The following is a 26,842-nucleotide window of genomic DNA, read 5'->3' as shown; positions in this document are numbered from 1 at the left end:
CCCGTCCCGACGACACTCTGCTCCCGGCTGCCGTCCGGTGGACGGTGGCTGGCATGGCCGGGAAGCGGACCGGCGGCGACACCATGCTCACCTGCCGCCTGGGCCGCCTGGGGCGCACGTCCGACGTGCTCGCGACCCTGCCTGGCTGCGAAGATGGAGGCCTGCACAGACGCCGAGCGCCGCTCTTTGGCCAGCCGACAGGTTAGCCGAGGCATGGTGCGCTGTGACTGACTGTGCTAGTATTGGCTCATCATGATCAGCCCGTTGCCGCAAGGCGCGGGCTGATTTTCTTTGTGCAGGAGTGATGGATGGCGCAGTACGCGAAGCAGTGGCTGTCCCTGGAGCAGCAGGTCGATCGACTCGTTGCCCGGGGCCTGGACGTCAAGGACCGCGCCCGCGCTATCGCGGTGCTGGAAGTGATCGGCTACTACCGTCTCACGGGCTACCTCTACCCGTTCCTGGAGTCCGAGGCGTACACCGACGACGAAGGCCGAGCACGCGTCCGCGTGCTGGGCAGGTACTTGACGGGGACGGCGATGGAGCATGCCGAGGCCGTGATCGAGTTCGACAGACGTTTGCGGTTGCTCGTCATGGAGGGCGTGGAGCGCATCGAGGTCGCCGTGCGCATGAGGACCGGCTATATCCTGGGCCGTACTTCGGCTTTCGCCCATGAACAAGCTGCCTGCTTCGACGATTCGTTCACGCGCCCGAGCACCGACAGCCGTGATCCGAGGCCCAGCAAGCACGTGCAATGGCTGGAGCGCGTCAAGGTGCGTCGCGACAGCTCTGACGAGCAGTTCGTCGCGCATTTCCGTGACAAGTACGACGACCTGATGCCGGTCTGGGCGCTCACCGAGCTGTTGGAGCTGGGACATCTCTCGACGCTGTACCGCGGAATGCTCCAGAAGGACGCCGAGGAGCTCGCCGCCGCTTTCGGGGTCCCGAGGAAGAAGATGATGGCCAGCTGGCTGGCCAGCCTGAACTACGTGCGCAACGTGGCAGCGCATCACGCGCGGCTGTTCAACCGCAAGCTACAGAACGCGCCGTCCAGGCCGGCTGCCGGCGCAATCCCCGTGCTTGACCACCTGCGGGCGGAAAATGCGCCGAAGCAGGACTTCGGGACCTATAACGCATTGGCCGTGATCGCTTACCTCCTGCAAACGGTTGATCCCGAGTGCGGATGGCACGAACGGGTCGGAGAGTTGTTGCAGCAGTTCCCGTCCTCGCATGCGCTGACGGTCCAATCGCTGGGTGTCCCCGTAGGCTGGGAGAAGCTCGATCTGTGGAGCAGGTGAGATTCATGCCAGTTTCGCTCTTGGTCCCTCACCAGCCGCTCGGACAACGCGCTGGTTGGTCCTTCTGGGCGTCCCACTCCAGAGCGTCCGGGATGCTGCACCGCTCGAGTCACCCCTTACAGGACACCAAAATGACGGCTATACATCCAGTCATGTGAACATTCTGCGGGAAGGTGTGAAGGCCACTGTGGGTGGGAGCATCGACTTGTTCATTTCACGGGGATGAAAATGAGTTCGACTTGCGCGGCACCAACAGCCTGGCCTGCCAATCTCCAAAAACCCGTTCACCTGTGAACCCAGCAGTGGTGACGACTTTGTGAAAGTGCTCAATCCTGATCGCGTCCGGCGACGATCCGATCAGCCGGGACCCAACGTTCGACACGCGAGAGCCAGTATGGCGTCACCGAGGAAATACTCCACCAGCGCTGTCTCCGATGCCTTACCCCAGCAACCGGCCTGGCGCCAATCAGCTGGTCACCAGTGGGACTCGTACCTTTGGTGCCTATCAGGCTGAAAGCAATATGTCGTAGACGTGCCGCCAGCCGTTGCGGACATACTCCGCCTGTGGCAAATGGTTGCTTCTCGTTCTTCCAGCAGATTCCGCAGATCGAGTTATCCGCTGGACGTTTTAACCATCATTACCAGGTTTCGAATTCAGTTTCTTGTTAGTCGTGCGAGAACTGGAACGATAGCCTTCGGCCGCTGCGTCCGCTCGACGAAAGTACTCATCCTGGTCAATCGCACCGCGCGCCACGTCGGTCAAATTTTCGACGTCCTCGCGGTTCGGGACCCATCCCTCGTGCCAAGAAGCAGCAAGGGCCTGCCGCACGGAATTGCGTTGCATGGCATCGAGTTGCGCAAACAGTTCCGGCCAGCGTTCCTCGATGTCGAATTTCTCGCCCATCACCGGGTTCCTTTCCGAGCCTTTGGTTCTGTCCAATTTTACCAAGTCGCCTGGACAAATAGCAGGAAAGCCAACGGACGGTTATGGTCTCGGAATAAAGTTTCAGGCCGTTCCGGGATGCTGCTCATGCGCCGACGGCAACCAGGTACGCCTCTTCGCTCTTCGCCAGCGGATTGGGCGTGCAGAGAATGCGCTCGCCTCCCGATCATTGAGCCCGGTCGCGTCGCTATCCCAACCGCTCGGCGAGCGCGACGATCAACCCCTCCGGTCCGCGCACGTAGGCCATGAGCCACTGGTCCGCGTAGCGGCCGATGCCGCCATCCAGCCCATAGCCTTCCTCGCCCAGCCGCTGCACGAGTGCTTCCAGGTCATCGACCTCGAAGGCCACCGATCGCAGCCCGAGCTCGTTGGCCAAGGCGTGCGGATTGCCGGGCGCCGGGTCGGGCCGCTGGAAGCTGGACAGCTCGATGCCCACGTCGCTGCCCGGGGCCCGGAGCATCACGATGCTGGTGCGGGCCTGGTGCAGGCCGCAGACCGTGTCGAGGAACTCCCCTTCCATTCTCTCGAGGCGCCCGTCGATTTCAAGGCCGAGCTGCGTGAAGAAACCGGTCACCAGCTCCAGATCGGCAACGGTGATGCCGATATGGTCGAACCGCTTGATCCCTGCCATGGCATTGCCCCTTCCGGTAGCCTTGGGAGCACCTTTTGCGTACTCCATGCTAATCACGCGGCACGTTCGGATTCCAGAGCAGGGGGCTAATTCCATGGATTACCGGATTGCGGCCGCGACGGCTGATCGTTGGCAGGATGTGCTGCAGGTGTTCGGCACGCACGGGGATCCGTCATGGTGCAAGTGCCAGTACTTCATCGACCCGCAGTGGAATCAGGGGGCTGCGGCCAACGAGGCGGCCCTGCACCGCCAGGTGTGCGAGGAACAGGTCCCGGCAGGCCTGCTCGCCTACCGGGGCGATGTGCCCGCAGGCTGGCTGCAGTTCGGTCCCAGCACCCGCTACCCGCGGTTCCGCCCGCGCGGGCACCAGGCCGACGAGGATGCCTGGGTGGCCACCTGCTTTGTGGTCCGCGACGGCTACCGCAGGCAGGGTGTGGCCACCGCGCTGCTCGCGGCGGGCATCGAGCAGGCGCAGGCCCGCGGCGCACGGATCCTGCGGGCGCGGCCCACCGATACGCAGATCAACGCCAAGGACAGTGCCGGGTTGTTCACCGGGGTTCTGAGCACCTTCACCGCTGCCGGGTTCCAGGTGCTCGGCCACAACCGCAGCCTGGCCCTGGTGGAACTGGATCTCTCCCGGGACGGTTAGCTGCGCGGTGCCCCATCAAGCCCGAGGTGCTGGAGCACCTGCGCCAACTCGGCCCGTGCCTGCAATCCCAGCGGCTGCACCGGCAACGGCAGGCTGTCGTGCTGGGCCAAGCCCAGGAGGCCGGCGGCCGCGGCGCTCACCCGCAAGCTGCCGTAGCGGGCCACCAGCTCCCACAGCGGGGCGAGCCCGGCGGAGAGTTCCAGGGCGTGTTCGGTGCTGCCCTGCTGCGCCGCGCGGGTGATCGCCATCATCGGTGCGGGCAGGGTTCCGCCCACGGCGGTGTACCAGGCGTCGCATCCTGCGATCAGCCCAGCTGCGCCGAAGGCATCTCCGGATACGCCGATTCCCACGTGCTCGGGAAGCACCGCCCGGATCGCGGCAACATGCGCCCGCCCTTGATCCGGATCTTCCGGCACCCCGGGAATCTTGATGGAAATGATCCCGGGCAACTGCGCGATCCGCCCGTAGAGCTGGTTGCTGAAGGTGAAATGGGTGGTTGACGGATTGTCGTAGACGACCACTGGCAGCTCGCTGCGCCCGGTGGCTGCCCGGAACAGCTCGAAGACCTCGTCATCATCCAGCCGCTGGTAGCCGACCGGGGCGAGCAGCACTCCGGCCGCGCCGGCGGCCCGGGCATCATCAATATGCGCCAGCACGCGCTCCGTGCGCATGGCGCCCACGCCGGCGAGCACCGGGATCCCCGCGGCATGCTGCACTGCCAATTGGATGACGCGCTCGCGCTCTGCACGATCCAGATACATGTATGAACCGGTCGAGCCCAGCACGGTGATCGAATCGACCCCGGCGGCAACCAGGCGCTGCACCAGTCCGGCGAACGCGGGCTGATCGAGCAGGCCGTCTTTCAACGGGGTGAGCGGGAAAGCGCTGAGCCCGGTCAATGCAGTCACGGGCACCGTTCCGGTGCTATCTGGCGATGTCATCATGGAAGTCCTGTTCACTATGATGGTTCCTTGATCTTACGTCCAGAAGGGTCTAGTCGGTGGAGTTAGCGATCGACGTTGCCTCACGTGGCTGGCGCCCGCGCTATCGTCAAAGCATAGGGATGTCCCTTGTCATAAAATATCTTCGCAAGATTATGAGTAACTGGGTTGCTCATAATTATGCGACTGTCTTCCGGCGGATTGCGAGGCAGTGCTCGCGCAAAAAACGGCGGCTGTGGTCTTGGCCAGAACCTCCCAAACACCGCAGCCACCGGAATCTTCGCGGGCTACAGCCCGTCGACCTCGACCAGGCCGCGACGGGTAGGCACCGGAGCCACGTGCGTGCCGTTGGCCGCGACCCGCTGCACCGACAGCAAGCGTGAAGCGGGTCCATCCGCGGTCTGCAGGATCCACGGGCCGACCATCAGGTAGCCGAGGTCCTTTTCGGCCTCGGTGACCACCCCGGTCACCACGAACTCCCCGTAGGGTTCCTGGCTGAAGGAAGCCACCACCAGATCGCCGTGGGACAGCTCGGACACCTCGATGTCCTCCGGGGCGAAGTCGCCCTCGAAGACCGCAGGAAAGGCGCGAACATCCTTGTCGGGCTGTCGCTGCATGATCTCGCCGCCATCGGCATCCTTGGCCTTCTTCTTCGCCGCGGCTGCGTTCAGCCCGCCGACCATCACGTCATCGAGCACCGTCGCGTGCGCGGCCCCGGTGATCAGGAAGTTGCCAAAGCGTTCGGTCTTGTAGAGCACCGAGAGGACATCGCCACCCTGGACCTCGCCGAAGGCCGCTTTCATGCCCGCTACGTCGCGCTTGGAAGGGCCTTTGATAAAGACGTCCACTGTTTTCTCCATCCTCACAGGTGTTTGCACAGACCCATCAAGCCTAGCGCAGGAAGGCCTGGCGCCGGAGAACCGTGGAAATCCAGTAGAAAAAACCCTAAAGCATTCGTTTCACAGCTAAGCTGGGATGGTGGACACACTTCAACGCTATGCACCCAATGAAAACCTCAGGCGCGACGAAGCGGCCTGGCGCGCACGGAATATCGAATGGCACTTCGCCGAAGTCCAGCTCGACCTGGCCAATGCCGCCGACCGCAACGCCACCAGCTTCACCTCGATCACCACGCTGAACTTCAGCTCCAGGGAACCGGTAACCTTCATCGACTTCATCCACGAATCGGTGGCCGAGGTGCTGGTTAACGGCACCGCGATCGATGTGGATTCCGCCGTGCTTGATGCGCGCATCTACCTCGATAACCTGCGCACCGATGCGCCGAACACCGTGAAGATCACCGGCCAGGCCATCTACTCGCGCTCCGGCGAGGGCCTGCACCGCTTCGTGGACCCGCAGGACGGCGAAACCTACCTCTACACCCAGTTCGAGCCTTCCGAGGCGCGCCGCGTCTTCGCCTGCTTCGAACAGCCGGATCTGAAGACCAGCTACCGCTTCACGCTCACCGGTCGGGCCGATTGGCACCTGGCCAGCAACCAGCCGATCGTCGATGAGGTCGTGAACGAGGACGGCACCAAGACCGTCGCCTGCTCCCCCACACCTAAGATCTCCTCCTACATCACCGCGGTGCTGGCCGGCCCGTACCACGTGGTGCGCGGCGAGCACGTGCAGAAGCTGGCCGACGGCGAAGAGCTGGCCATCGAGATGGCCGCCACCTGCCGGGCCTCACTGGCCGAGCACTTCGACGGCGAGGAAATCATCAAGCTGACCAGCCAGGGCCTTGGCTACTTCCACGAGCTGTTCGACTACCCCTACCCGTGGGGCAAGTACGACTCGGCGTTCGTCCCCGAGTACAACCTCGGCGCCATGGAGAACCCGGGCCTGGTCACCTTCACCGAACGCTACGTGTTCACCTCGCACGCCACCGAAGGCCAGTACGAGCAGCGCGGCAACACCCTGATGCACGAGATGGCGCACATGTGGTTCGGCGACCTGGTCACCATGAAGTGGTGGGACGACCTGTGGCTCAAGGAATCCTTCGCCGACTACATCGGCACCCTGGCCAACGACGAGGCCACCGACTTCACCACCGCCTGGACCACCTTCGCCGCGCGCCGCAAGGCCTGGGCCTACGTCGCGGACCAGATGCCCACCACTCACCCGATCGTCGCCGATATCCCCGATTTGCTGGCAGCGGACCAGAATTTCGACGGCATCACCTACGCCAAGGGGGCGTCCGTGCTCAAGCAGCTGGCTGCCTTCGTTGGCGCGGATGCCTTCCGCGACGCCGCCCGCGCCTACTTCCGCAAGCATGCTTACGGCAACACCTCGCTGGATGACTTCCTCGAAGCGCTGGAAGCCGCCAGCGGCCGCGACATGGGACAGTGGGCCGACGCCTGGCTGAAGACCAGCGGCGTGCCGAAGCTGCACGTCCAGTACGACACCGACGAGTCGGGCACCATCACCTCGGCCTCGCTGATCCAGTCGGGCACCGACCCGGTTACCGCAGCGCCGATCGCCCGCCCGCATGTGCTCTCCGTGGGCGCCTACGAGCTGGACTCGGGCAAGCTGCAGCGCACCGATTCGGTGCAGGTGGAGCTGGCAGGCGAACAGGTGGCCCTGGACTTCCTCATCGGACGAAAGGTCCCTGACCTGCTGCTGCCCAATGACGGGGACGAGACCTACGCGCTGATCGAATTCGATCCGGTCTCGCGCACCACTTTGCTTGGCCACCTTTCGGGGCTGACCGACTCGCTGCCGCGCGCCACCTGCTGGGCCTCGCTGTGGGATGCGGTGCGTTCGGCCACGCTCGACGCGCAGAGCTATGTGCAAGCCATCCTGGATCACGCGCACGCCGTCACCGATGCCGGCGTCTTCGGGGTGCTCACCGACCAGCTGGCCACCTCGATCGCCAAGTACGTGGCTCCCGAGCTGCGCGCAGGGCTGCGCCAGCAGGCAGCCGCAACGCTCACCGGATGGCTGAACGAATTCGAGGCAGGCAGCGACCAGCAAACCACCACCGCACGCACCCTGGTCCGCCTGGCCCGCTCCGGCGTGGCCCCCGAGGTGCTCGATGCGTTCCTCGGCGAGCAACCCAACGCCTATCAGGTCACCGTCGACGAGCAGCTGCTCTGGGGTTCCTACATCGCGCTGTCCGCCGCCGGCCGGCTCGATGACGCCGCCGAAGCACGCATGCACGAGGCCGCTAAGGCCAACCCCACCAGTGTTGCGCAGAATTCGGTACGCACCGCGCTGGCCGCCCGCCCGGACCTGCAGGCCAAGGACACCGCCTTCGATACCGTGCTGATGGCGCGCGATGAGCAGGGAGAACTGTCCAACGACGCCCTCTCGGCTACCGCCCTGGGCTTCACCCTGGGTTCGGCCGCACTGCTGGCCCCATTCGAGGAGCGCTACTGGGCCGCGATCCTGCCGGTCTTCGAGACCATGGGCATGGAATTCGCCACCCGCGTGATCGAGGGACTGTATCCAGGCCACCAGGATCTTCAGGGCTCCATCGAGCAGAACAAGGCGCTGGCCACAGCCACCACCTGGCTCGAACGCCACGAGGGCGCCCCGGCCGCTCTCAAGCGCATCCTGCTGGAGGAACGCGCCGAGCTGCAGCGCTCGCTGCAGGCCCAGGCCTACAGCCGCGCCAGCCGCTAGCCGATAGCCACTGGCGCTCCAAGCCGGCCCCCTGCTTCATCAAGCAGAGGGCCGGCTTTTTGCCGCCTGAAACGAAGCAGGGGCCCGTTCTCGATGCGGAATCGAGAACGAGCCCTTGGATCCTGCCGTCTTATGGAACGCGTGCGGTCCACTGCTCGGTGGCGAATTTGGCAGCCGCCAGCTCCTGCGCCGCCTGTCGGGATTCGGCATCCAGCTGTGCCGGCTTGGCACCGGTGCGCTTGGCGAAGGTATCCATCATGACCTTGATGATCTCCATGCGTTCGAGCTGGGTCTGCGACTTCAGCGGATCAACGCGCTTGACCGCCGAGGCGATGCCCTTGTCGGAAATCTTCTCCCGGCCGATCCGCAGCACCTGAGTCATCTTCTGCGCATCGATGTCGTAGCTCATCGTGACGTGGTGCAGCATCGCGCCATTGGCCAGGCGCTTCTGCGCGGCGCCGCCGATCTTTCCGGCCGGGGTGGCGATGTCGTTCAGCGGCTTGTAGTGCGCCTTCAGCCCGATGCTTTCCAACGCTTCCATCACCCATGCATCCAGGAACGGGTAGGAATCGGCAAAGCTCATGCCGTCCACAAGGGATTCGGGCGCGTACAGCGAGTAGGTGATGCAGTTGCCGGCCTCCATGAACATCGCCCCGCCGCCTGAAATGCGTCGAACGACCTGGATGCCATGCTTTTCAGCTTGCTCCATGTCGACTTCGTTCTTCAGTGACTGGAAGGATCCAATGACCACGGCGCCTTCGCTCCAGTCCCAGAAACGGATCGTCGGCTTGCGCGCGCCCTTGGCAATCTGACGGGTCAGCACCTCATCCAGCGCCACTTGCTCGGCGATGGGGATGATCTCCGGGCCCAGAATTTCCCACTCATGGTCTTCCCACTTGGTGGCATGGCCCAGCGCGCGACGCACTACGCGCGCAATAGCGTTTTCGTCGAAGCCGATCATCACTGCACCTTCGCGCAGGTTCTCGGTTACCGCCGTGCGAATGGTGCTGTGGCTGGCATCGGTTGGCAGTCCGCGGATCGCATCATTCAGGTCGTCGAGCGCATCGTCCGGCTCCAGGAAGAAGTCGCCATTCAACGACACTTCGGTGATCACGCCGTCGGCAGTATCCAGATCTACAACGACTAATTTGCCACCGACTACCTTGTATTCACCATGATGCATCATGGTTTCATTCTATCCCCGGCCACCGGCGAGTCGAATCCGGGCAGCGGTAGACTCGCCGGTTTCCGGTCGACAAGCACTCCCACGCTAACAACCGAATAAACATTCGAAAAGGCATCAACAATCCGCGGATTTCCGGGCCAAAATGTCCGACCCCGGCCGGAGAATTAACTATGGCAATACCCGACTCCATCCAAGACGACGATGATGAGCATCGTCTGCCGCTGCTCCCAGCCTGCACCCGAAGAGAATCCCACAAGGACTCTTTCTTCAGTGATCGCATCGAACATCAATTGTCCTATGGTCCTGCGAAACTCATTGCCGATGAGCTTTACGACGCAGAGCCGCTCAATGGCCCAGGCGACGCCCTCGAACGGCTGAGAATGATCCAGCGCCTGCAGAGCAGCCTTGATGCGCTGACCTCAGTGCTGCTGGCGGACTCAACCGAACAGGTCAGTGAATCATTGGCCGATACCATTGCCACGCAGGACTCGAGCACCGAGGAGGAGGAACGCGAAGTGACACCGCGCGGCCTGAATTCCATTGTGGTTCCGGGCAGCGTAAAGCGCGTAGATCAGTTCGATCATGTGAGCGATCATTGCCCAAAGCGCCCCAGGGTCATCCCCCTTCCTCAAGTCCGATTGACGCCAAAAGGGGGCAGGTTACTCGGGCTCAAGCCGCACATCGACATTCCGGATAAGAGTCCAGGAACCGAACCGCCCCACATGGGCGGACAACGGGAAACAGGCCAAGTGCCCTAGCCCGGATGACCGATCTTGGGTGGCAAATTTTTTCAGTCACCAGAAGCACCACACGACCCATGAACACTTCAGGCAACCGCAATGGAGCCGGTTGCCCATCTCGATGCGGCCAAATGCGATTCTTCGAGAGGCCAGTGCACACTTTTTTGCTGTCGCCGCCGGTAGACCCCGACGGCTATCGCATCAAGAAGCTCCCTGCCGACGCCACCGACAGAATTTTTCAGTCAGTCAAGTCTTCACCTGACGTTCGGGACACCTGGCGCGTCGCACGTTGCGTTCAACGGCGTCCCGCCAATTTTTCAGTGAAAACTTTTTCAGTCATTGCAGGTCCGGCATCCGGGGATGGCCAGTCCGTTAAAGCAGCGACGGCGTGTTTCCAGAAACTGGAAACACGCCGCGAAAGCTTACTAGGGGCGAAGTATTACTTCTTGCCGCCGAAGCCCTTGAAGCGGGCGTTGAAGCGCTCGACACGACCAGCGGTGTCCATGATGCGCTGCTTGCCGGTGTAGAACGGGTGCGAAGCTGCCGAGATTTCGACGTCGATTACTGGGTAGGTGTTGCCATCTTCCCATTCGATGGTCTTGTCCGACTTAGCGGTCGAACGGGTCAGGAACTTTTCGCCGGATGCCAGGTCGTTGAAGACAACTGGGCCGTACTGTGGATGGATATCAGCCTTCATAGCTATACACCTTTTGTTTATGGCCACTGGATTTTGCCAGCAGCTACTTACTCGGAAATTGTGTCCCGCATTCAGGGCTCCACGTAGAAACCTCAAAGCACAGACAGTCCATCCTATCGCAAAATCGTTGACTGCAGAAACGTTCTCAGCGTGGCGCGGAGCACAAATGCCAGAACGCAATTGCGCTTGCGGCACCAACATTCAGTGAATCCACATCACGGTGCATCGGGATGATGACGGTCCGGTCAACGGCGGCGATAGCTTCATCGGTGACTCCCCTGCCTTCATTGCCCAATATCATCGCGACCTTCTGCCCAGCCTTGATCTCCACTTCGTTCAACGGGGTCGCGTCATCGGTCAGTTCCATGGCGAACATCTCATAGCCATGGTTCTTCAGCGTCTGGAGATCTTCTGGCCAGGACTGCATTCGCACCCAAGGAAGGTCGAAGACCGTACCCATCGAGACACGCGCGCTGCGCCGGTACCAAGGGTCAACGCATTTAGGAGTGAGCAGCACTGCATCTACCCCGAGGCCCGAGGCCGAGCGGATAATTGCGCCGAGATTCGTATGGTCAGCGATGTCTTCCAAGATGGCAATCCGGGAACTGGCCTCAAGCACGTCATCCAGATCCAGCGGTTCGGGACGATTCATCGCGGCCATGGCGCCGCGGTGCAGATGGAAGCCGACTAAGTCCTGAAGCTGCCGGTCGTCCCCGATGAAAATCGGCGCGTCCGGGAAGCGGTTGAATTCCTCGGCCAGCTGATCCAGATGCTTTTCAGCGAGCAGGAAGCTGCGTGGCACATGGCCTGCATTGATCGCACGCTGGACAACTTTGGTGCTCTCGGCGATGTAGAGGCCATTTTCCACATCGGTGCGCATGCGCAGATGCGCCTCCGAGAGCCGGAGGTACTCATCGAGACGGGGATCCTCCAGATCCGCCACCTGCAAGATGCGTTCAGGATTAAGAATTTCTGCCACGAAGCTACACCAGCTTGTAGAGCATGTTGCCCAAAGCAATCAGCCCCAGAATGACGATGACGGCGCGCAGCCATCCCGGCGAGAGCTTGCGTCCCACCTTGGCACCGATGAAACCGCCGATCAGCGAGCCGACAGCAATCAGCAGCACGATGAGCCAGTGGATGCGCTCGGGCGCGATGATCAGGTACATCGCGGCCGCCACAAGATTCACGATCAAGGAAAGGATCACCTTGATGGCGTTGGACTGCTGCAGCGAAGCGTGCAGGAAAACACCGAATACGGCCATCAGCAGTACGCCCTGCGCCGCGGTGAAGTAGCCGCCGTAGACACCGATCAGGAACACGAGGATATACAGCACCAATGGAATCGGCGCGCGGTCGGCATCATCCGGGTCTATACCGCCAGATGCGGTCTGGCGGGTCTTCGCCCACTTGGAAAGCCGCGGCTGGAAGATTACCAAGACCAGCGCGCAGACCAGCAGCACCGGCGCCACGACGCCGAAGACCGACTCCGGCAAATTCAATAGCAGCAGTGAACCAATCAACCCGCCGGCCAAGGAGACTGGCACGAGCTTGAGCAGCGTCTTCTTGACGCTGGCGGCTTCCCGCCGGTAGCCCCAGGCGCCGGAGAAGCCTCCAGCAACCAGACCCATGGCGTTGGAGACCACGGCATTCACCGGTGCCGTGCCCAACGCCACGAGAATGGGGAAAGTGACCAAGGTACCCGACCCGACGACGGTGTTGATAGTTCCGGCCCAGAGTCCTCCAAGGAAGATCAGGGCTTCACGCCAAAATTCGATCACGTGGTGCTTTCCCCTTTAGTTGTTGCTGTTAGCTGCGTGCGAAAGCCGAATAGCGTCCACCTTCACGGCGCAGGCTCAGCGGCACGCCGTAGGTTGCTTCCAGGTTTTCTTCGTTGAGCGTGGAGCCGATCTCGCCGGCGGCGACGACTTCGCCGTCACGCATCATCAAGATGTGGGTGAATCCCGCTGGCACCTCTTCAAGGTGGTGGGTCACCAGAACCAGTGCTGGAGCATCCTCGTCGGCTGCCAGTTCAGCCAGCTTGCCAACCAGGTCTTCTCGACCGGCAAGATCCAGACCAGCTGCCGGCTCATCGAGGATCAGCAGCTCGGGATCGGTCATCAAGGCACGGGCGATCAGCACGCGCTTGCGTTCGCCTTCGGAAAGCTTGCCGAAAGGCTGGTTCATGAAGGTCGACATGCCCCAGTTGTGCAGCAGGTGGAAAGCACGGCGCTCATCGAGCTTCTCGTACTTCTCGCGCCAGCGGCCGGTCATGCCGTAGGCGGCAGTGAGCACCACGTTCAGCGCGGTTTCGTTGGCTGGAATGGAGTTGGCAACCAGGGCCGAGCTCAGGCCGATCAGCGGACGCAGATCGAAGACCGAAACCTTGCCCAAGCGTTCACCAAGAATATCCGCGGTACCGCGGGTGGGGTGCAGCCGAGTGGATGCGATGTTCATCAAGGTCGACTTGCCGGCGCCATTGGGGCCGATCACAATCCACCGCTGCCCTTCTTTGACTTCCCAGGACACGTCCTTGAGCAGTTCTTTTCGCCCGCGTACAACGCTGACATCTTTGAAAGTTAGCACTTCGCTCATGGTATTCAAGATTAGACTTTCCACCCCTGTTTCACTAATCGGAAATGCCATGCAAGACTCGAAAATCGGCGGATTGACCTGCATCGCCTCCTGTTGCAATGCCAGTTCGCGCCCATCGGACCGGTGCCTGTGCCCGGGGCCAACACGTCATGTTTGGTCGTAATCACCGGGGCAATGAAAAATGATTGCATGGCTTCATCATTGGTTTTCGCATCCCGCCCATCCCTTTCACGCACCGACTTCGCCGCTGTCCTGCAGCGGGCAACGGGAGCCGGACTGATTCCGGACGCCGACGAAAGCCGGATCAAAACCATCGAAGAGCGATTGGTTGCCAAATTCCGCATCGAGCAGGCCGATCACGCTCAGCTGCAGCAGGCTGCCAAGCAATTCGTCGATGCCCTAGTCGCCGACGGGGCACTGGATTATGCGGACTTGTGCGTAGCTGCGGTTCCTGCCGGGCTTACCGAGGCGCCACAGCTCCTGCTGCTGATGGATGTCGATTCCACCTTGATCAAGCAGGAAGTCATCGAATTGCTCGCCGCCCACGCTGGTCGGGAAGAAGAAGTGGCTGCAGTGACCGAGGCCGCGATGCGCGGCGAATTGGACTTCGCCCAATCCTTGATCCAGCGCGTAGCTACTTTGAAGGATTTGCCAGTTGATGTCCTCGCCGAGGTTGGCCAGCGCATTATCTTCTCCGACGGCGCCGAATCCCTGGTCAAGCGGTTCCATGCGGCCGGGCACAAGGTCGGCGTAGTTTCCGGCGGGTTCCAGCAGATTCTGGATCCGTTGGCTGCCCACCTCGGACTGGACCATGCGCTTGCCAACACCTTGGGGATTACCGGAGGAATTCTTGACGGTACCGTTCACGGCAAGATTGTCGACCGTGAAATGAAGGAAACAATGCTACGCGCTTGGGCGCAGGAGCACCAGATCCCGATGTCTGCAACGATCGCCGCCGGTGATGGCGCCAACGACCTCGCCATGGTTGCCGCCGCAGGATTGGGTGTTGCTTTCAACGCGAAGCCTGCCCTGCGCGACGAGGCGGACGTTCGTCTGGACTTCTCGCGCCTGGATGCCATCGCCGACCTGGTTCTCGATGATTTGGCTTAGGGGAATCCAACAACTGCATAACGATTATGCGCTCACCGGCTTTTGATATCTCGTTCGGTTGTTCCAGCAGTTAGTATTTCTATTGATGCGTGCAACGGCTTGAGGCATTAGCCTTAGCCGCGCGTCGAGCCCCCATCGCTTTCGAAAGAGCTACTAGACCAGTGCAGACCCCCTCCCCGGACAGTTCCTCATCTACGACTGTTCACTCCCAACAGGACAAGAAAAAGCAGAAGGGCAAGGCCAAGCCTTGGATCATTGCCGGTTCTTGCGTGGCAGCCGTAGCAGCAGCATATTTCGGCGGAGCAGCCTTTGTCAGCTCCCAGGTCCCGGCCAACGCCTCCATTGCGGGTGTGAACATCGGATCCATGAACAATGACCAGGCTCGCGCCGAGCTGGAGCGCGAGGTTCTCCCCCTGGCTCAGAAGCCAGTGGATGTCACTGTCAACGGTGAAAAGTACACACTGGATCCTGCCAAGGCCGGTCTGGAACTGAACGTTGAAGACACCGTCAATGAACTGACGTCCTACGAAGTCAACCCGGTCAAGCTCTACGAACGCCTCACCGGCGAGTTCCACGTCACCCCGACTGTCGACGTTGACGAGGATAAGCTGGCTGCGCAACTCGATGCACTGGCCAAGAAGGCCAACGCCGAGGTTGCCGAAGGAACCATCGAATTCGAGGACGGCACCTCCAAGCTGACCAAGCCCGTTGACGGCGTCGCGCTGAAGACCAAGGAAGCTGCGGACTTGATCAGCGACGACTGGGAAATTGCCGGCCCTGCGATCGCCCTGCCAGCCGATGTCATTAAGCCGCAGATTTCTGCCGACACTCTGCAGGCCTTCTACGACAAGGACGTCAAGGCGCTGCTGAAGGACGAAGTCACCCTGGCCTCGGGCAAGAAGAAAGCTACCATCTCGGTCGCATCCATTGCCGCGGCAGCGAGCTACGTGCCCAAGGACGGTGCTCCGGCGATCGCTTTGGACGACAAGAAGCTCTACAAGGCGGCAACGAAGAACTCCGATCTTTCCAGCACCGCCAAGGATGCGCAGATCGTCTTGAAGGACGGCAAGCCTTCGATCATCAAGTCCTCCAAGGGCATCTCGCTGGAGACCAAGGGCCTCGGTGCCAAGGTCTTGGCCGCGACGGCCGCCAAGAATCGTACTGCCGAAGTCGAGATGACCGAGAAGGAAGCGGACTTCACCACCGTAGATGCGAAGAAGCTTGGCATCAAGGAACCGATCGTCACCTTCTCCACCCGGTACCCTGCCTCAGACACCGTGCGTACTAAGAACCTGCGTGCCGGTTCGGCTCGAGTCAACGGGGACATCATCAAGCCGGGCGAACGCTTCTCGCTGCTCGAAGCCCTGGGCCCGATCACCGTGGCCAACGGCTACTACAGCTCCGGGGTTGTGGAAAACGGCTTCAGTACCGAAGCCGTTGGCGGCGGGCTCTCGCAGATCTCCACCCAGATGTACAACGTCGGCTTCCTGGCCGGCTACGACGACATCACCCACAAGCCGCATTCGCGCTGGTTCGAACGCTACCCTGCAGGACGCGAAGCTACCCTGTGGGAAGGCCAGATCGACATGATCTGGGAGAACAACACCCCCTACGGCGTGATGATCCAGGCATGGGTTTCGGGCGACAAGGTCAATACCCGCCTGTGGTCCACCAAGTACTGGGATGTCTCGCAGAAGAGCTCGGGGAAGTACAACCTGACCAACCCGGAAACCAAGTACAACCCGGCCGAGAAGTGCGTCTCGGAATCCGGCGGCAAGAAGGGCTTCAGCATCGATATCACCCGTTACCGGGAGACCATCGACGGCTCCAAGAAGCTGCCAGCCGAAACCAAGAGCTGGACCTACAGCCCATGGCATAAGATCGTCTGCGACGAAAAGCCGAAGGACTAGATCACCGATTATATCTAGCCGAATCGCCGGGCACCTCCATTATGAGAGGTACCCGGCGATTTTTTATTCCTGCCGTTGCGGCCCAGGCACGAAAAAGCTGGCGGCCGGAACCCCGAAACAGGATCCCGGCCGCCAGCTGATGCGGTTGCTGAGGGGCCTACTTGCCCGACTGCGTCAGGAAGTCTCCTGCGCCGCCCACCAGCTCGGTGTGGCCGGTCTCGACGTCGGCGAAGACCATCTTGGCTACCTCGGCACCGAACTCCTCAACGGAGTACAGCTTGCCGGCAGCTTCGCGGCGGGCGTCGATGGCACCTGGCTCCATGCGGTTGAGCAGGGTTGCGGTGATCGTGCCTTCGATCATGTCGCCGGAAACCACCACGAAGGTGATGTTCTTCTCGGCCAGCTCCGGGATCATTTCACGCAATGCATCTTCGCCGGCACGCTTGGACTTCGCTACAGCGTCATAGGCATCCATGGTGCTCACTTCGTTGATGAAGTGCGCCTGGTGGCTGGTCACGAAGACCACGCGGCCGCCCTCGCTGAGCTTGGGCAGCGCAGCCTGGAGCATGGCGACCTGCGCGTCGCGGTTCAGGCGCAGCGCGTAGTTCTCGCCCATGGAGGTTTCCATGCCGCCTGAAGCGTTCAGCACGACGACGTCCAGCGAACCGAAATTCTCCACGGCGGCGTCGATCAGAGCCTGCGGCCCCTCGGCGGAGGTCAGGTCTGCGCCGACGGCCACTGCCTTGCCGCCCTTTTCCTCAATGGCGGCGACAATCTTGTTGGCGCGTGGGGCCTTGGCGCGGTAGTTGACCACGACGCCAATGCCCTGCTCGGCCAGCAGCTGTGCGGTGACTGCACCGATGCCGCGGGAGGAACCGGTAACAATGGCACCTTTGAACTCACACATGGTGATACTCCTTTAGATCTCTTGCTTAAAACTTCTAGTGGCCCATGCCCAGGCCGCCGTCAACCGGGATTACCGCTCCGGAGATGTACGCTGCTTCATCGCTGGCGATCCAGCGGACGACGTTGGCAACTTCTTCTGGCTCAGCAAAGCGGTTGGCCGGAATGCTTTCGAGGTATCCCTTCTGGGTTTCCTCTGGCAAGACTGCGGTCATTTCGGTGTTCACGAAGCCCGGAGCGACGACGTTGGCGGTGATGCCGCGCGAACCCAGTTCGCGGGTCAGCGAGCGGGCGATGCCGACCAGGCCGGACTTCGAAGCCGCGTAGTTGATCTGGCCTGGCGAGCCGTACAGGCCCACGACCGAGGAGATCAGCACGACGCGGCCGCGCTTGAGCCGGATCATGCCCTTGGATGCGCGCTTGATCACGCGGAAGGCGCCGGTGAGGTTGGTGTCGATGACCGAGGTGAAGTCGTCTTCGCTCATGCGCAGCAGCAAGGTGTCCTTGGTGACTCCTGCATTGGCGATAAGAACTTCCACTGGACCGTGTGCAGCTTCAACTTCCTTGAAAGCGGCGTCGATGGACTCGCTGTCGGTGACATCAGCCTTGACGCCGAGCAGTCCGGCCGGAACCTCTCCACTGCGGTATGTGATGGCCACCTTGTCGCCGTTGGCTTCGAATGCACGCGCAATAGCAAGTCCGATTCCGCGGTTGCCGCCGGTCACGAGGACGCTGCGGCCAGTGGTTGGTTCCGTAGTCAATGTATTTCTCCATTCATGCGCTCGAGTTCCTGGCATGGAAAATCCCTCCATTGGCCAGCCGAAAACGCACTTTGCCTAGTTAAGTAGCTACTCCGTGAACAATCCTATTAGTTACTCACCAGTTTTACCGCTTCGACGGCGCGTAGAAATTACCCTCTGGGTGCTACAAGTGAGACAATGGGAGCAGATCCCGTATTGCAAAGCGAAGTCTTTTACATGTCCTCACAGCCAATGAACCACGGTTCCGGCCAACCCGAAGTTCACCGCATTACCGAAGCGCGCCAGTCGCATACCGCCGAGCGTGATACCCGTGTGCGCAAATACACGATTTCGATGACCGTGCGCCTGGTCTGCTTTGTTCTCGCCTTCTTTTTCGACGGCTGGCTTCGCTGGGTCCTGCTCATTGGCGCGGTGGTCCTGCCCTACATCGCTGTGGTGATCGCCAACGGAGGTGCGGATCTGACCAAACGTGAACCGCCAGCCGAGTTCTACAGGGCGCCCGATGCCCATCAACTCGACGCACCCAAGTACACCGCACAGCAGCAGGAGCGGGAACCAGAAGTGATTGACGGCAACTTTGCCGATGACGAGGAATCCGTGCAACACCCGACAACATCCCCCAAGGAGGACTAGTGGATCTGCTAGGTTCGCTAGGCGGACTCCCCGCTGCCGCCGAAATCCAGTGCTCGCGAAAGGGCTGCCGGAAAGGCGCCGACTACCAGCTGCTGTGGAACAATCCGAAAATCCATACCCCGGACCGGCGCAAGATCTGGCTGGCCTGCGAAGAGCATCGCGATTGGCTCGAAAATTACCTCAAGGAACGGCTGCTTTACAAGGAAACGCTGCCAATGCAGGGCAACGAAGGAGAAGGCAAGTAGATGTATCGTTTTCTGGCGAGCACCCGCTGGGTCGGGTGGCTGGTTCTCGTCGCCATCTTCGCCTCCGCGTGCATTGCCCTGGGCAATTGGCAGAATGACCGCCGCGATGCTGTTTTGGAAGGCATCGAGCGCGTCAACCGCAACTACTTCGCCGAGCCGGTGACCGGCAAGCAGGCTCTGGAGAACTTCCACAACCTCGACGAAGACAAGACCTGGATGACCGCCGAGCTGACCGGCGAATACGTCGCCGAGGACACCATGATCGTGCGCAACCGGATCAAGGCCGGCCGGCCCGGCTACGAGGTTCTGGTGCCGTTCAAGACCAGCGAAGGCGAAACTGTCATCGTTGACCGCGGCTACCTGCCGATCGGCAACGAGGAAAGCGGCCACCCGGATGCGGTTCCGGCACCGCCTGAGGGCAAGGTCACCGTGGATGTGCGCTTGAAGCCATCGGAAATCCGCTTGGACCGCGGCGCCCCGGAAGGCCAGTTGGCCTCCATCCAGCTCGAGGACTACGCCAAGCAGCTGGATTACGAGATCACCCAGGGCGCCTACGGCCTGATGTATGGAGAGGACCCGGCCCCGGCCGAGGCACCCCAGCAGCTGGATCCGCCGGACATGGACGAAGGTCCGCACCTGTCCTACGAGATCCAGTGGTACATCTTCGGCGTGCTGGCCTTCGTCGGCTTCTGGTACGCGGCCCGTCAGCAGAAGAAGCTGAACGCCGAGGAGGCCGCCGAGCGGGCCGAAGCCGAGGCACTGGGTCTGGAGGAGCCGATGCACAAGGTGCGCAAGATCCGGGCGAAGCAGGAGAAGAAGTTCCGCCGCGACGGCACGCTGACCGACGAGGCCATCGAGGATGCAATGCTCGATGAGGCGGAGCATACGCCAGGCGGTACCACGAAGTAGCAGTGCGCAGCAAACGCAGACCGCGCGGCACGTGGGCATAGTCCAGGTGCCGCGCGGTTTCGCGTTCCATGGCGTTTAGCTTGGCGTGGCAGGCGGGCTCCAGCGGATTCCGCCGTCGCTGCAGTTGGAGGCCTGCTGTTCTGCCCGTTCGTGGCAGGAGGCATCAATCAGGACTCGGTCCCCCACCGGCTCGCCAAGCTCAAGCGTGTACGGCACCGTCTCGTTGCCCTGGCAGTTCTGCGCCTCGCCTTCCAGCGGTTCAACTGCAATGCCGATGGCGATCTGGCCATCGGCCAGGTCCACATGGGTGGCGGTGACATCCCCGGTCTTCCCGGAAGCGCAGGCAAGGCCCATCACGCCGAGTTCCAGGCTGGTGCTCGACGCATTCACTCCGGACGGGTCGATCAGCGCCCACTGGGCGTTGACCTCGTCGGGCACCTGGACTGCGCAACCGGCCAGCGTACCGGCAAGCAGCGCTGCGGCGCCTGCGAGCACCGGCAATCTGCGTCTTAGAACACTCATGGCTTGGCACATCCCCTTCACGGTGGTGATCTGCCAAGCCTACGAGAGTTCCTTGGTGTTGGTAAGGATTTAGGTCAGCGAGACCAATTCGAGGTAGTCCTCGCTGAACAGGTCCTCGTCGCCGTCGGGCAGGATGACCACGCGCTCGGGCTTCAGCGCCATGACCGCGCCTTCATCGTGGGACACCATGACCACGGCACCTGGGAAGGTGGACAGCGCGCCGAGCACCTCGGCGCGCGAGGCAGGGTCCAGGTTGTTGGTCGGCTCATCGAGCAGCAGCACGTTGGCGCTGGAGGCCACGATGGTGGCCAGGGCCAGACGGGTCTTCTCGCCGCCGGAAAGCACGCCGGCCGGCTTGGTGACGTCGTCGCCGACGAACAGGAAGGAGCCGAGGATGGAACGCACGTCGGCATCGTTCAGGTGCTCCGGCGCGTTGCGGCGCATGTTCTCCAGCACGCTGGCATCCGGATCCAGGGTGTCATGCTCCTGGGCGAAGTAGCCGATCTTCAGGCCGTGGCCCGGAACGATCTTTCCGGTATCGGGCTCGGAGACGCCGGCGAGCATGCGCAGCAGGGTGGTCTTGCCGGCGCCGTTCAGGCCCAGGATGACCACCTTCGAGCCGCGGTCGATGGCCAGCGAGACGTCGTTGAAGATTTCCAGCGACCCATAGGCCTTGGACAGGCCCTCGGCCATGAGCGGAGTCTTGCCGCAGGGGGCAGGATCCGGGAAGCGCAGGGCCGCGACCTTGTCGGAGGCGCGCTCTTCCTGCAGTCCGGCGAGCATGCGGTCCACGCGCTTGAGCATGGATTGCGCGGCCGAGGCACCGGAGGCGCGCGCCTTCATCCGGTTCGCCTGGGTCAAGAGGACCGAAGCCTTCTTCTCGATGTTGGCGCGCTCGCGCTTGCGGGCGCGCTCATCGGTTTCGCGCTGGACCTTGTAGCGCTTCCAGTTCATGTTGTAGACATCCACCACGCCGCGGTTCGCGTCCAGATTCAGCACCTTGTTCACGGTGGCTTCCATCAGGCCGGTGTCGTGGCTGATCATCAGCACGCCGCCGGGGTAGTTCTTGATGAAGTCGCGCAGCCACATGATCGAATCGACGTCCAGGTGGTTGGTGGGCTCATCGAGCAGCAGCGTCTCGGCATCCGAGTAGAGGATGCGGGCCAATTCCACGCGGCGGCGCTGGCCGCCAGAGAGGGTGCGCAGCGGCTGGTCCAGGATCCGGTCGGGCAGATCCAGGTTGGCGCAGATGGCCGCGGCCTCGGATTCGGCGGCGTAGCCGCCGGCGGCGATGAATTCAGCTTCCAGGCGGTCGTACTGGCGCAGAGCCTTGGCGGAGACCGCAGGATCCTCGCTGGCCATGTCCTCGCGGTTCTGGGCCAGCTTGGTGACCACCACATCCAGGCCACGGGCGCCGAGGATGCGGTTGCGCGCGAGCTGCTCCATGTCAGGGGTCTTGGGATCTTGCGGCAGGTAGCCGATGGATCCCTTGTGCGTGACTTCGCCAGCGGTTGGCTGGGTCTCGCCGGCGAGGACCTTGGTCATCGTGGTCTTCCCGGCACCGTTGCGTCCCACCAGTCCGATCTTGTCGCCCTTGTCGATGCGGAAGTTCACTTCGTCCATCAGCAGGCGGGCGCCGACGCGTAGCTCAAGGTTGGCTACGGAAATCATATGGTGTGGCCCTTTCACGCGGGTAATAAAGCTATGCGGCCCAGAAATTGGGCAACTTGACTAGTCTACCGGCCAACGGCTCCCCGGCTGGCCGAACGTGCACAAACTAACAGTTCCGCGGTTGAGCTGGTAAAAGTGTTCGAAGCCCGGTCAGTTCTTGGCGCCCAGCTGCGAGCGGTAGTCCATCATCTGGATCAGCCGGCGGCGCAACGAGGCTTCGCGGCGCAAATCTCCCCCGCTGGTCTTCTCGATGTGGTCCTTGCCGAAGCGCCAGAGTAGCACGTCATCCAGCAGCCGGTCCGGGCCCGGCGAATAGCGGTGATCCAGCGCGGCACGCACGTCGGTGACAACATTCGCGTCCAGCAGCTGCGCCAGCTGCCAAGTCTGGCCGATGCCGTGGGCGCCGAGCAGCTCGGCGGCCCAGGACCAGTCGTCATCGCGCTTGCGGTCGACATGCGGCAGCAGCGTCTGCCAGATTTCGCCGATCTTCTCCCCGGTCAGCGGCTCCGATCCGGCGCCCTGCTGGTCGTGGTAGCCGTTGAGCCGGTGGTACAGCTCGTCGATGTCGGTGAAGTAGTCCTCAACCGTTTCCAGCATCGCTGCGGTGGCGGTGAAGTGACGGTCGATCTGCGGATTCCAGGCGGCTTCGCCGGGATGCTTGAAGCGGATGTCATGTTCCATTTCGGACCAGGCATGCTGCAGCACGGTGCGGATCTGCACCTCGAAGACGAAGTTGCCGCTGGCAACCACCGGCTTGCCGAGGGCTTCCTGAAATTTGCGCACGACCGGCTCGCTGCGGGTCTTGAGCAGCAGGTGGCGCGAGGAGTAGCCGTAGGTGCCGGATTCCACCGAGCCGATGTCCTTCTCGCGGTCGCTGCGGCAGTCGAAGGAGTCCCGGTGCGACTTGATCAGGCTGGCTACCTGCTGGATCTCGTGGGGCAGCATCACGATGATGCGGATACCCACCATGTCGTGGATCTCGCGCAGCGGGTTGGGGAATTCGAGCACCGGGGCGGTCTCGGAGTTCTCCTGCAGGCGGCGCGAGGCCTTGGCCGCAAAGGATTGCGGCGATTTCACCCGGCCGGTGATGAACAGCGGCTGCACCTCGGAATTGGCGAAGAGCCGGCGGATCTTCGCCTTCATGGCAGACATGACGGTATTCAGTTCGCCGGTCACCGATTTGTACTGCTCAACGGCGGCCGCAATCTGCTCGGAGAACTCGTCGTGCCCCTGGCCTTGCGCCGGATCCATCATTGATGCCTCCTGGATGCTGCAGCTTCTGTGGAAATGCTGTCCTTCAGTTCGTGCTCACGCGCCAACCGGGTGCGGCTGGGTCCCTATGGACGGGACAGGCGCTTGGCCATGTCGTCGAACAATGGAGCCTTGTCCTCGCCGTTCTTCTGCGCGGCGGCCTTGGTCTCCTTGGCTGGCTGCGCATTCTGCTTGATCGGGGTGACCTTCGAGTCCGATCGGCCTGCGGCGATGCCTTCGGCGCGCGCCCGGGCCAGCGCGTCCTGGTGCTCCTGCTCCAGGGCGGCCAGGCGTTCTTCCTCGGCGGTCTTGGTGTCGGCCAAGGCCGCGTTGTAGCCATCGTCATAGGCCACGCCGTACTTCTCGGCGTTTTCCTTTTCCTCGTCGTACTCCAGCTCGGCGCGCAGCTTCGCGGCTTCGGACTTCTTCTGGTACATGTGCACGGTCAGGTGGGTGATGGCCAGCAGGACGATTGGCGGCATGGCGGCGACCAGCGCGGACACCAGCGGCGGCACGCCGTTCTCGATGGAGTCCACGGTCAGGATTGCATGGGTGGAGTTCGCCGCGGTGGAAACAATCGCGCCGAAGAACAGCAGCGACCACGGGTAGATCATGGCCTTGCGGTTGAAGCCGTTCAGGGCCACGATGGCCACGGTGGCGGCAACGATCATGCCGTCGATGATGATTGGCCAGATCCATGCCAGGCGCGGGCTGATGCCCGAGCGTTCAGCCAGGTCGGTCAACGCCGCGAATGAGAGCACGAATGCGCCGACGGCAATGAGGACCGTCGCGCCTACTGCCGTGCCTAGGACGGCGCGGTGCGGTTCGGCCGGGACCTCTAGTTTGTTATCTTCCATGCTGCTGAGCAGACCTATCTTTTGAGAATAACGGTATGTCTTCAAACGCGAGTTGTGCTGGACCGCGCCGAAAGGCGCAGGCCACCGCGTTCCATTTTAGCTTGCACCCGGCATTGCCGGGGTGCCTTGAGTCAAAGTGCGCGGCGGTCGATGAATCCGGTTCCGCTGATTTTTCCGGCCAGCCCCCGGTGATTTGCGTCGAAGATGAAGTAGAAGGCGCTGATCGCGATATAGATCACAGCAAGCATGTTCAGTAGCGGGTAGACGCTAATCTCGTCCATGCTGGTGGATATCTGGAAAAGGAAGTTGATCCCGCCAAACCCGAGCAGGCTACGCAGCAACGCCCTGCCTGCCGGGGACGGCCCGCCCTGCTTGCTGGCGACCATCAGCCAGGCGCAGCGCTGGCCCAGTGTGGCCCGCCCCGGGGCCAGGCTCGGCAGCCAGAAGACGAAGAAGACCACGATCAGCGGCAGCCAGAAGTTCATCCACTGTTTGCCGAAGTCCACGCCGCCCAGGCGCTGAAGCAGTTCCAGCGCGGCGCCGATGACGAACAGCGCACCGGAGGTGAAGCCCGCATCGAAGACGTTGGCCAGTGCCCGGCGTGCCCGGGTGACCGGGCGCGCCGGCGCCTGGGCCGCATCGGCTTCCACCGGGCCGGAGAGGAAGCGGAAGATCGGCAGGTAGGCGATGATCGCACCGAGCAGCGCTCCGGCGGTGTTGGTGATCAGGTCATCGACGTCGGCCACGCGGTAGGCGCAGGTGTACAGCCCCCAGATGCCGGTGTATTGGGTCAGCTCGATGGCCAGCGAGGCGGCGAAGCCCAGCAGCACCCCGGTGATGATGTTGCCGCGCAGCCAGCGCACAGCCAGGATCCCCAGCGGCATGAACAAGATGATGTTGAACAGCACCTGCCACAGGGTGAAGCTGGTCGCGAATCCGCTGAGCCCGCGCTCCACGACAACCAGCTTGAAGTCATCGAGGAACCGTCCGGGCACCAGCTGAGGGATGGCCACCCCGGGCCGGCAATACTCGTCGCGCGAGGAGGGCAACGGGAGCATGGTGTAGCTGAACAGCCCGAAGCCGTAGATCGCCGCGGTGGCTGTCGTTACGGTGCGGCGCCAGGACAGTCGTCCGTGCCGGCGGTATTGCACGGCCAGCAGGAAGATGCCGGCGGAGGCCAGGAAGAAGGCGCCGCCGAGAATCGCGATAGTCGCTGGCCAGAACATCGTTTGCATATTTCCATCTAAGCGGAATAAACCGTGAGGAAGCTGAGCCGCGGACTGTGAGCTTGGCTATGCTTCCGGCCCCCGCAGCACCCGCTTGGTGGCGGCATCGGCGGTGAAGAGCACAACGAACAGGCCCAGGACCACCACGCCGGCCATCGACTTCATCAGCCAGGCCGAATGCCACTGCTCGATGGAGAGCTGGTCGACGAAGACCGCCACTAGGATGATGCTCGATGCATGGATCATCAGCTTTTCCGATCCCCAGGCAACCCTGTGCGAAATGGCGAACAGCGCGATCAGCCACAGGATGTACCAGGGCTGGATGATCGGAGCGAGCAGCACCACCGCGGAAAGCGCCCAGGCCGCCAGGCGCACCGGACTGGAGGCGTCCTTGGCCAGCGCCAAGCGCGCGACGATTACCAGGGACAGCAGCTGGAAGATGGCCACCACGATGGTATTGACCAGCGAAATGTCGGCACCGAACAGGCCTGCGAGGTTGCTCACCGACCAGCCAATCAGTCCTACCGGAGCGTAGGGGAACGCCGCGTCGCCGGCGGTGAACATGGCAGGCAGCCAACCGAACCAGAGGTTGGTGACGGCGCCGATCAGCAGCAGCCAGGTCAGCGACATGGCCGCGACCTTGACCCAGATCTTCCAGCGTGCGCGCATCGTGCGGGTGCGGCCAAGCAGCACCAGTCCGATGAATGGCAGCGCCAGCAGCACGATGGGCTTGACCGATACGGCGATGGCCAGGGCCATGGTGGCCGCCATCGGGCGCCGGTCATAGGCGTAGGCGAAGGCGCTGAAGACGCCGGCAATCATCAGCGCGTCGTTGTGGACTCCGCCGATCATGGTCAGCAGGAACAGCGGATTGCCCACGATCGCCCAGTTGGCCCAGTTGGGGCTCTGCCCCATTTTCGCTGCCAGCTTCGCGGTGTAGTGGTAGCAGCCCCAGACGCCGAGCACGGCGATGATGCGCAGCAGGCCCACGCCGACTTCGGGGATGCCGTTGGAGACGAAGTAGATGATGCGCGAGAGCACCAGGAAGAACGGCCCGTAGGGCGAGGGTGACTGCGCCCAGAGGCCGTCGGATCCTCCGTCGAACCAGCCGGGCAGCGCGGAGATGCCTTCGGCATACGGGGATTTGTCGGCGTGCAGCATGCGGCCCTGCGCCAGATAGGAGTAGACATCTCGGCTGAGGATCGGGAAGCTGAGCATCAGCGGCGCGGACCACATGGCCAGCAGCCGGCTCAGTTCTTTCCGGGTGATCTCGCCTGCGCTCTGCACCCATGGCCGGGCCAGGATCCAGGTCCGGGTCAGCCAGACGATGCCCACGGCCATCAGCACGATGCAGATGATGACCCCCGGCGCATCGGTGCGGAACTCGATGAAGAAGCCGCTGCGGGCCAGCGGGGAAAGCTGGTTGCGCGGGAACCAGCCGATTCCCCAGGAGGCAACTGTGATCAGCGCCGAGGCGATGAACCCCTGCCAGGATAACGACCGCAGGCTTGCGCGTTGCGGTTCCAGCTTTCGCTCCTGCACT

The 26,842-nt window shown here is 62.4% G+C and carries 26 protein-coding genes; 9 read left to right on the top strand and 17 right to left on the bottom strand.

The genetic code is table 11. The features are described 5' to 3' along the window. Window positions 1–308 precede the first annotated feature (308 nt). On the top strand, window positions 309–1,295 hold the full coding sequence (locus tag ACLQ8T_RS08175) for an Abi family protein (protein WP_413456345.1): 987 nt from the start codon (window positions 309–311) through the stop codon (window positions 1,293–1,295). Between the two features lie 628 nt (window positions 1,296–1,923). On the opposite strand, the gene ACLQ8T_RS08170 is transcribed toward ACLQ8T_RS08175, so the two are convergent. Next, window positions 1,924–2,199 (bottom strand): hypothetical protein, encoded by a 276-nt coding sequence (locus ACLQ8T_RS08170; RefSeq protein ID WP_413456344.1) that lies wholly within the window; start codon window positions 2,197–2,199, stop codon window positions 1,924–1,926. A gap of 226 nt (window positions 2,200–2,425) precedes the next feature. Then, the gene (locus ACLQ8T_RS08165; protein WP_413456343.1) at window positions 2,426–2,869 is read right to left on the bottom strand and encodes a VOC family protein; all 444 of its coding nucleotides are present in this window, start codon (window positions 2,867–2,869) and stop codon (window positions 2,426–2,428) included. Between the two features lie 94 nt (window positions 2,870–2,963). On the opposite strand from ACLQ8T_RS08165, the gene ACLQ8T_RS08160 reads away from it, so the two are divergent. Further along, window positions 2,964–3,518, top strand: coding sequence for an N-acetyltransferase family protein (locus tag ACLQ8T_RS08160; protein ID WP_413456342.1), 555 nt, complete (start codon window positions 2,964–2,966; stop codon window positions 3,516–3,518). Here ACLQ8T_RS08160 and ACLQ8T_RS08155 read toward each other — a convergent pair. After that, window positions 3,515–4,459: a dihydrodipicolinate synthase family protein gene (locus ACLQ8T_RS08155; RefSeq protein WP_413456341.1), complete on the bottom strand. Its 945-nt coding sequence runs from the start codon at window positions 4,457–4,459 to the stop codon at window positions 3,515–3,517. The genes ACLQ8T_RS08160 and ACLQ8T_RS08155 overlap by 4 nt on opposite strands. 287 nt (window positions 4,460–4,746) lie before the next feature. After that, on the bottom strand, window positions 4,747–5,307 hold the full coding sequence (locus ACLQ8T_RS08150) for a hypothetical protein (RefSeq protein ID WP_413456340.1): 561 nt from the start codon (window positions 5,305–5,307) through the stop codon (window positions 4,747–4,749). Between the two features lie 127 nt (window positions 5,308–5,434). On the opposite strand from ACLQ8T_RS08150, the gene pepN reads away from it, so the two are divergent. Beyond that, complete coding sequence (pepN, locus tag ACLQ8T_RS08145; RefSeq protein WP_413456339.1) at window positions 5,435–8,083, top strand: aminopeptidase N; 2,649 nt, start codon at window positions 5,435–5,437, stop codon at window positions 8,081–8,083. A gap of 130 nt (window positions 8,084–8,213) precedes the next feature. On the opposite strand, the gene ACLQ8T_RS08140 is transcribed toward pepN, so the two are convergent. After that, window positions 8,214–9,269, bottom strand: coding sequence for a biotin/lipoate A/B protein ligase family protein (locus tag ACLQ8T_RS08140; RefSeq protein ID WP_413456338.1), 1,056 nt, complete (start codon window positions 9,267–9,269; stop codon window positions 8,214–8,216). 170 nt (window positions 9,270–9,439) lie between these two features. On the opposite strand from ACLQ8T_RS08140, the gene ACLQ8T_RS08135 reads away from it, so the two are divergent. Next, window positions 9,440–10,027 carry a hypothetical protein gene (locus ACLQ8T_RS08135; RefSeq protein ID WP_413456337.1) on the top strand — a complete coding sequence of 196 codons (588 nt, stop codon included), beginning with the start codon at window positions 9,440–9,442 and terminating at the stop codon, window positions 10,025–10,027. A 421-nt stretch (window positions 10,028–10,448) separates the two neighbouring features. Here the strand turns inward: ACLQ8T_RS08135 and ACLQ8T_RS08130 are convergent, their stop codons facing one another. The 4 genes from ACLQ8T_RS08130 to ACLQ8T_RS08115 all read right to left on the bottom strand — a co-directional run bounded on the left by ACLQ8T_RS08130 (window position 10,449) and on the right by ACLQ8T_RS08115 (window position 13,301). Continuing rightward, window positions 10,449–10,706 (bottom strand): type B 50S ribosomal protein L31, encoded by a 258-nt coding sequence (locus ACLQ8T_RS08130; RefSeq protein ID WP_038991006.1) that lies wholly within the window; start codon window positions 10,704–10,706, stop codon window positions 10,449–10,451. 145 nt (window positions 10,707–10,851) lie between these two features. Next, on the bottom strand, window positions 10,852–11,685 hold the full coding sequence (locus tag ACLQ8T_RS08125; RefSeq protein ID WP_413456336.1) for a TrmH family RNA methyltransferase: 834 nt from the start codon (window positions 11,683–11,685) through the stop codon (window positions 10,852–10,854). Window positions 11,686–11,689: 4 nt separating this feature from the next. Beyond that, on the bottom strand, window positions 11,690–12,487 hold the full coding sequence (locus tag ACLQ8T_RS08120; protein WP_338085773.1) for a sulfite exporter TauE/SafE family protein: 798 nt from the start codon (window positions 12,485–12,487) through the stop codon (window positions 11,690–11,692). 28 nt (window positions 12,488–12,515) lie between these two features. Continuing rightward, window positions 12,516–13,301 (bottom strand): ABC transporter ATP-binding protein, encoded by a 786-nt coding sequence (locus ACLQ8T_RS08115; RefSeq protein WP_204722045.1) that lies wholly within the window; start codon window positions 13,299–13,301, stop codon window positions 12,516–12,518. Window positions 13,302–13,490: 189 nt separating this feature from the next. Here ACLQ8T_RS08115 and serB point away from each other — a divergent pair, with 189 nt between their 5' ends. Both serB and ACLQ8T_RS08105 read left to right on the top strand, forming a co-directional pair. Beyond that, window positions 13,491–14,411 (top strand): phosphoserine phosphatase SerB, encoded by a 921-nt coding sequence (serB, locus tag ACLQ8T_RS08110; RefSeq protein ID WP_413456335.1) that lies wholly within the window; start codon window positions 13,491–13,493, stop codon window positions 14,409–14,411. A 161-nt stretch (window positions 14,412–14,572) separates the two neighbouring features. Beyond that, window positions 14,573–16,321 (top strand): VanW family protein, encoded by a 1,749-nt coding sequence (locus ACLQ8T_RS08105; RefSeq protein WP_413456334.1) that lies wholly within the window; start codon window positions 14,573–14,575, stop codon window positions 16,319–16,321. Between the two features lie 157 nt (window positions 16,322–16,478). On the opposite strand, the gene ACLQ8T_RS08100 is transcribed toward ACLQ8T_RS08105, so the two are convergent. Next, complete coding sequence (locus ACLQ8T_RS08100) at window positions 16,479–17,228, bottom strand: SDR family oxidoreductase (RefSeq protein WP_413456333.1); 750 nt, start codon at window positions 17,226–17,228, stop codon at window positions 16,479–16,481. A 34-nt stretch (window positions 17,229–17,262) separates the two neighbouring features. Continuing rightward, window positions 17,263–18,021, bottom strand: a complete 759-nt coding sequence (locus ACLQ8T_RS08095; RefSeq protein ID WP_204722037.1) for a beta-ketoacyl-ACP reductase — start codon at window positions 18,019–18,021, stop codon at window positions 17,263–17,265. 180 nt (window positions 18,022–18,201) lie between these two features. Here ACLQ8T_RS08095 and ACLQ8T_RS08090 point away from each other — a divergent pair, with 180 nt between their 5' ends. From ACLQ8T_RS08090 to ACLQ8T_RS08080, 3 genes are read left to right on the top strand one after another with little or no spacing between them, the layout of a single operon-like run. Then, complete coding sequence (locus tag ACLQ8T_RS08090; RefSeq protein ID WP_413456332.1) at window positions 18,202–18,618, top strand: DUF3099 domain-containing protein; 417 nt, start codon at window positions 18,202–18,204, stop codon at window positions 18,616–18,618. Next, window positions 18,618–18,863 carry an acetone carboxylase gene (locus tag ACLQ8T_RS08085; protein WP_128470337.1) on the top strand — a complete coding sequence of 82 codons (246 nt, stop codon included), beginning with the start codon at window positions 18,618–18,620 and terminating at the stop codon, window positions 18,861–18,863. Before ACLQ8T_RS08090 ends, ACLQ8T_RS08085 begins: the two co-directional genes overlap by 1 nt. After that, a complete protein-coding gene (locus tag ACLQ8T_RS08080) occupies window positions 18,864–19,772 on the top strand; it encodes an SURF1 family protein (protein ID WP_413456331.1) in 909 nt (302 codons plus the stop codon). It abuts the gene before it with no gap. A gap of 75 nt (window positions 19,773–19,847) precedes the next feature. Here ACLQ8T_RS08080 and ACLQ8T_RS08075 read toward each other — a convergent pair whose 3' ends face one another. From ACLQ8T_RS08075 to mptB, 6 genes are all read right to left on the bottom strand, one after another. Continuing rightward, the gene (locus ACLQ8T_RS08075; protein ID WP_413456330.1) at window positions 19,848–20,294 is read right to left on the bottom strand and encodes a hypothetical protein; all 447 of its coding nucleotides are present in this window, start codon (window positions 20,292–20,294) and stop codon (window positions 19,848–19,850) included. A gap of 69 nt (window positions 20,295–20,363) precedes the next feature. Then, complete coding sequence (locus tag ACLQ8T_RS08070) at window positions 20,364–21,965, bottom strand: ABC-F family ATP-binding cassette domain-containing protein (protein WP_413456329.1); 1,602 nt, start codon at window positions 21,963–21,965, stop codon at window positions 20,364–20,366. A 150-nt stretch (window positions 21,966–22,115) separates the two neighbouring features. Continuing rightward, entirely contained in the window at window positions 22,116–23,219 is a 1,104-nt protein-coding gene (locus ACLQ8T_RS08065) for a GTP pyrophosphokinase family protein (protein WP_413456328.1), read from the bottom strand. A gap of 83 nt (window positions 23,220–23,302) precedes the next feature. Next, window positions 23,303–24,073, bottom strand: a complete 771-nt coding sequence (locus ACLQ8T_RS08060) for a DUF2637 domain-containing protein (protein WP_413456327.1) — start codon at window positions 24,071–24,073, stop codon at window positions 23,303–23,305. Window positions 24,074–24,204: 131 nt separating this feature from the next. Then, window positions 24,205–25,308, bottom strand: coding sequence for a VanZ family protein (locus ACLQ8T_RS08055; protein ID WP_413456326.1), 1,104 nt, complete (start codon window positions 25,306–25,308; stop codon window positions 24,205–24,207). A gap of 57 nt (window positions 25,309–25,365) precedes the next feature. Next, a complete protein-coding gene (mptB, locus tag ACLQ8T_RS08050; RefSeq protein ID WP_413456325.1) occupies window positions 25,366–26,841 on the bottom strand; it encodes a polyprenol phosphomannose-dependent alpha 1,6 mannosyltransferase MptB in 1,476 nt (491 codons plus the stop codon). Window position 26,842 lies beyond the last annotated feature (1 nt).

Source organism: Glutamicibacter sp. FR1 (assembly GCF_047300825.1).
Taxonomy (GTDB): domain Bacteria; phylum Actinomycetota; class Actinomycetes; order Actinomycetales; family Micrococcaceae; genus Glutamicibacter; species Glutamicibacter nicotianae.
Note: the sequence above shows the minus strand (reverse complement) of the source record. Positions and strands in the feature narration are given on the sequence as shown.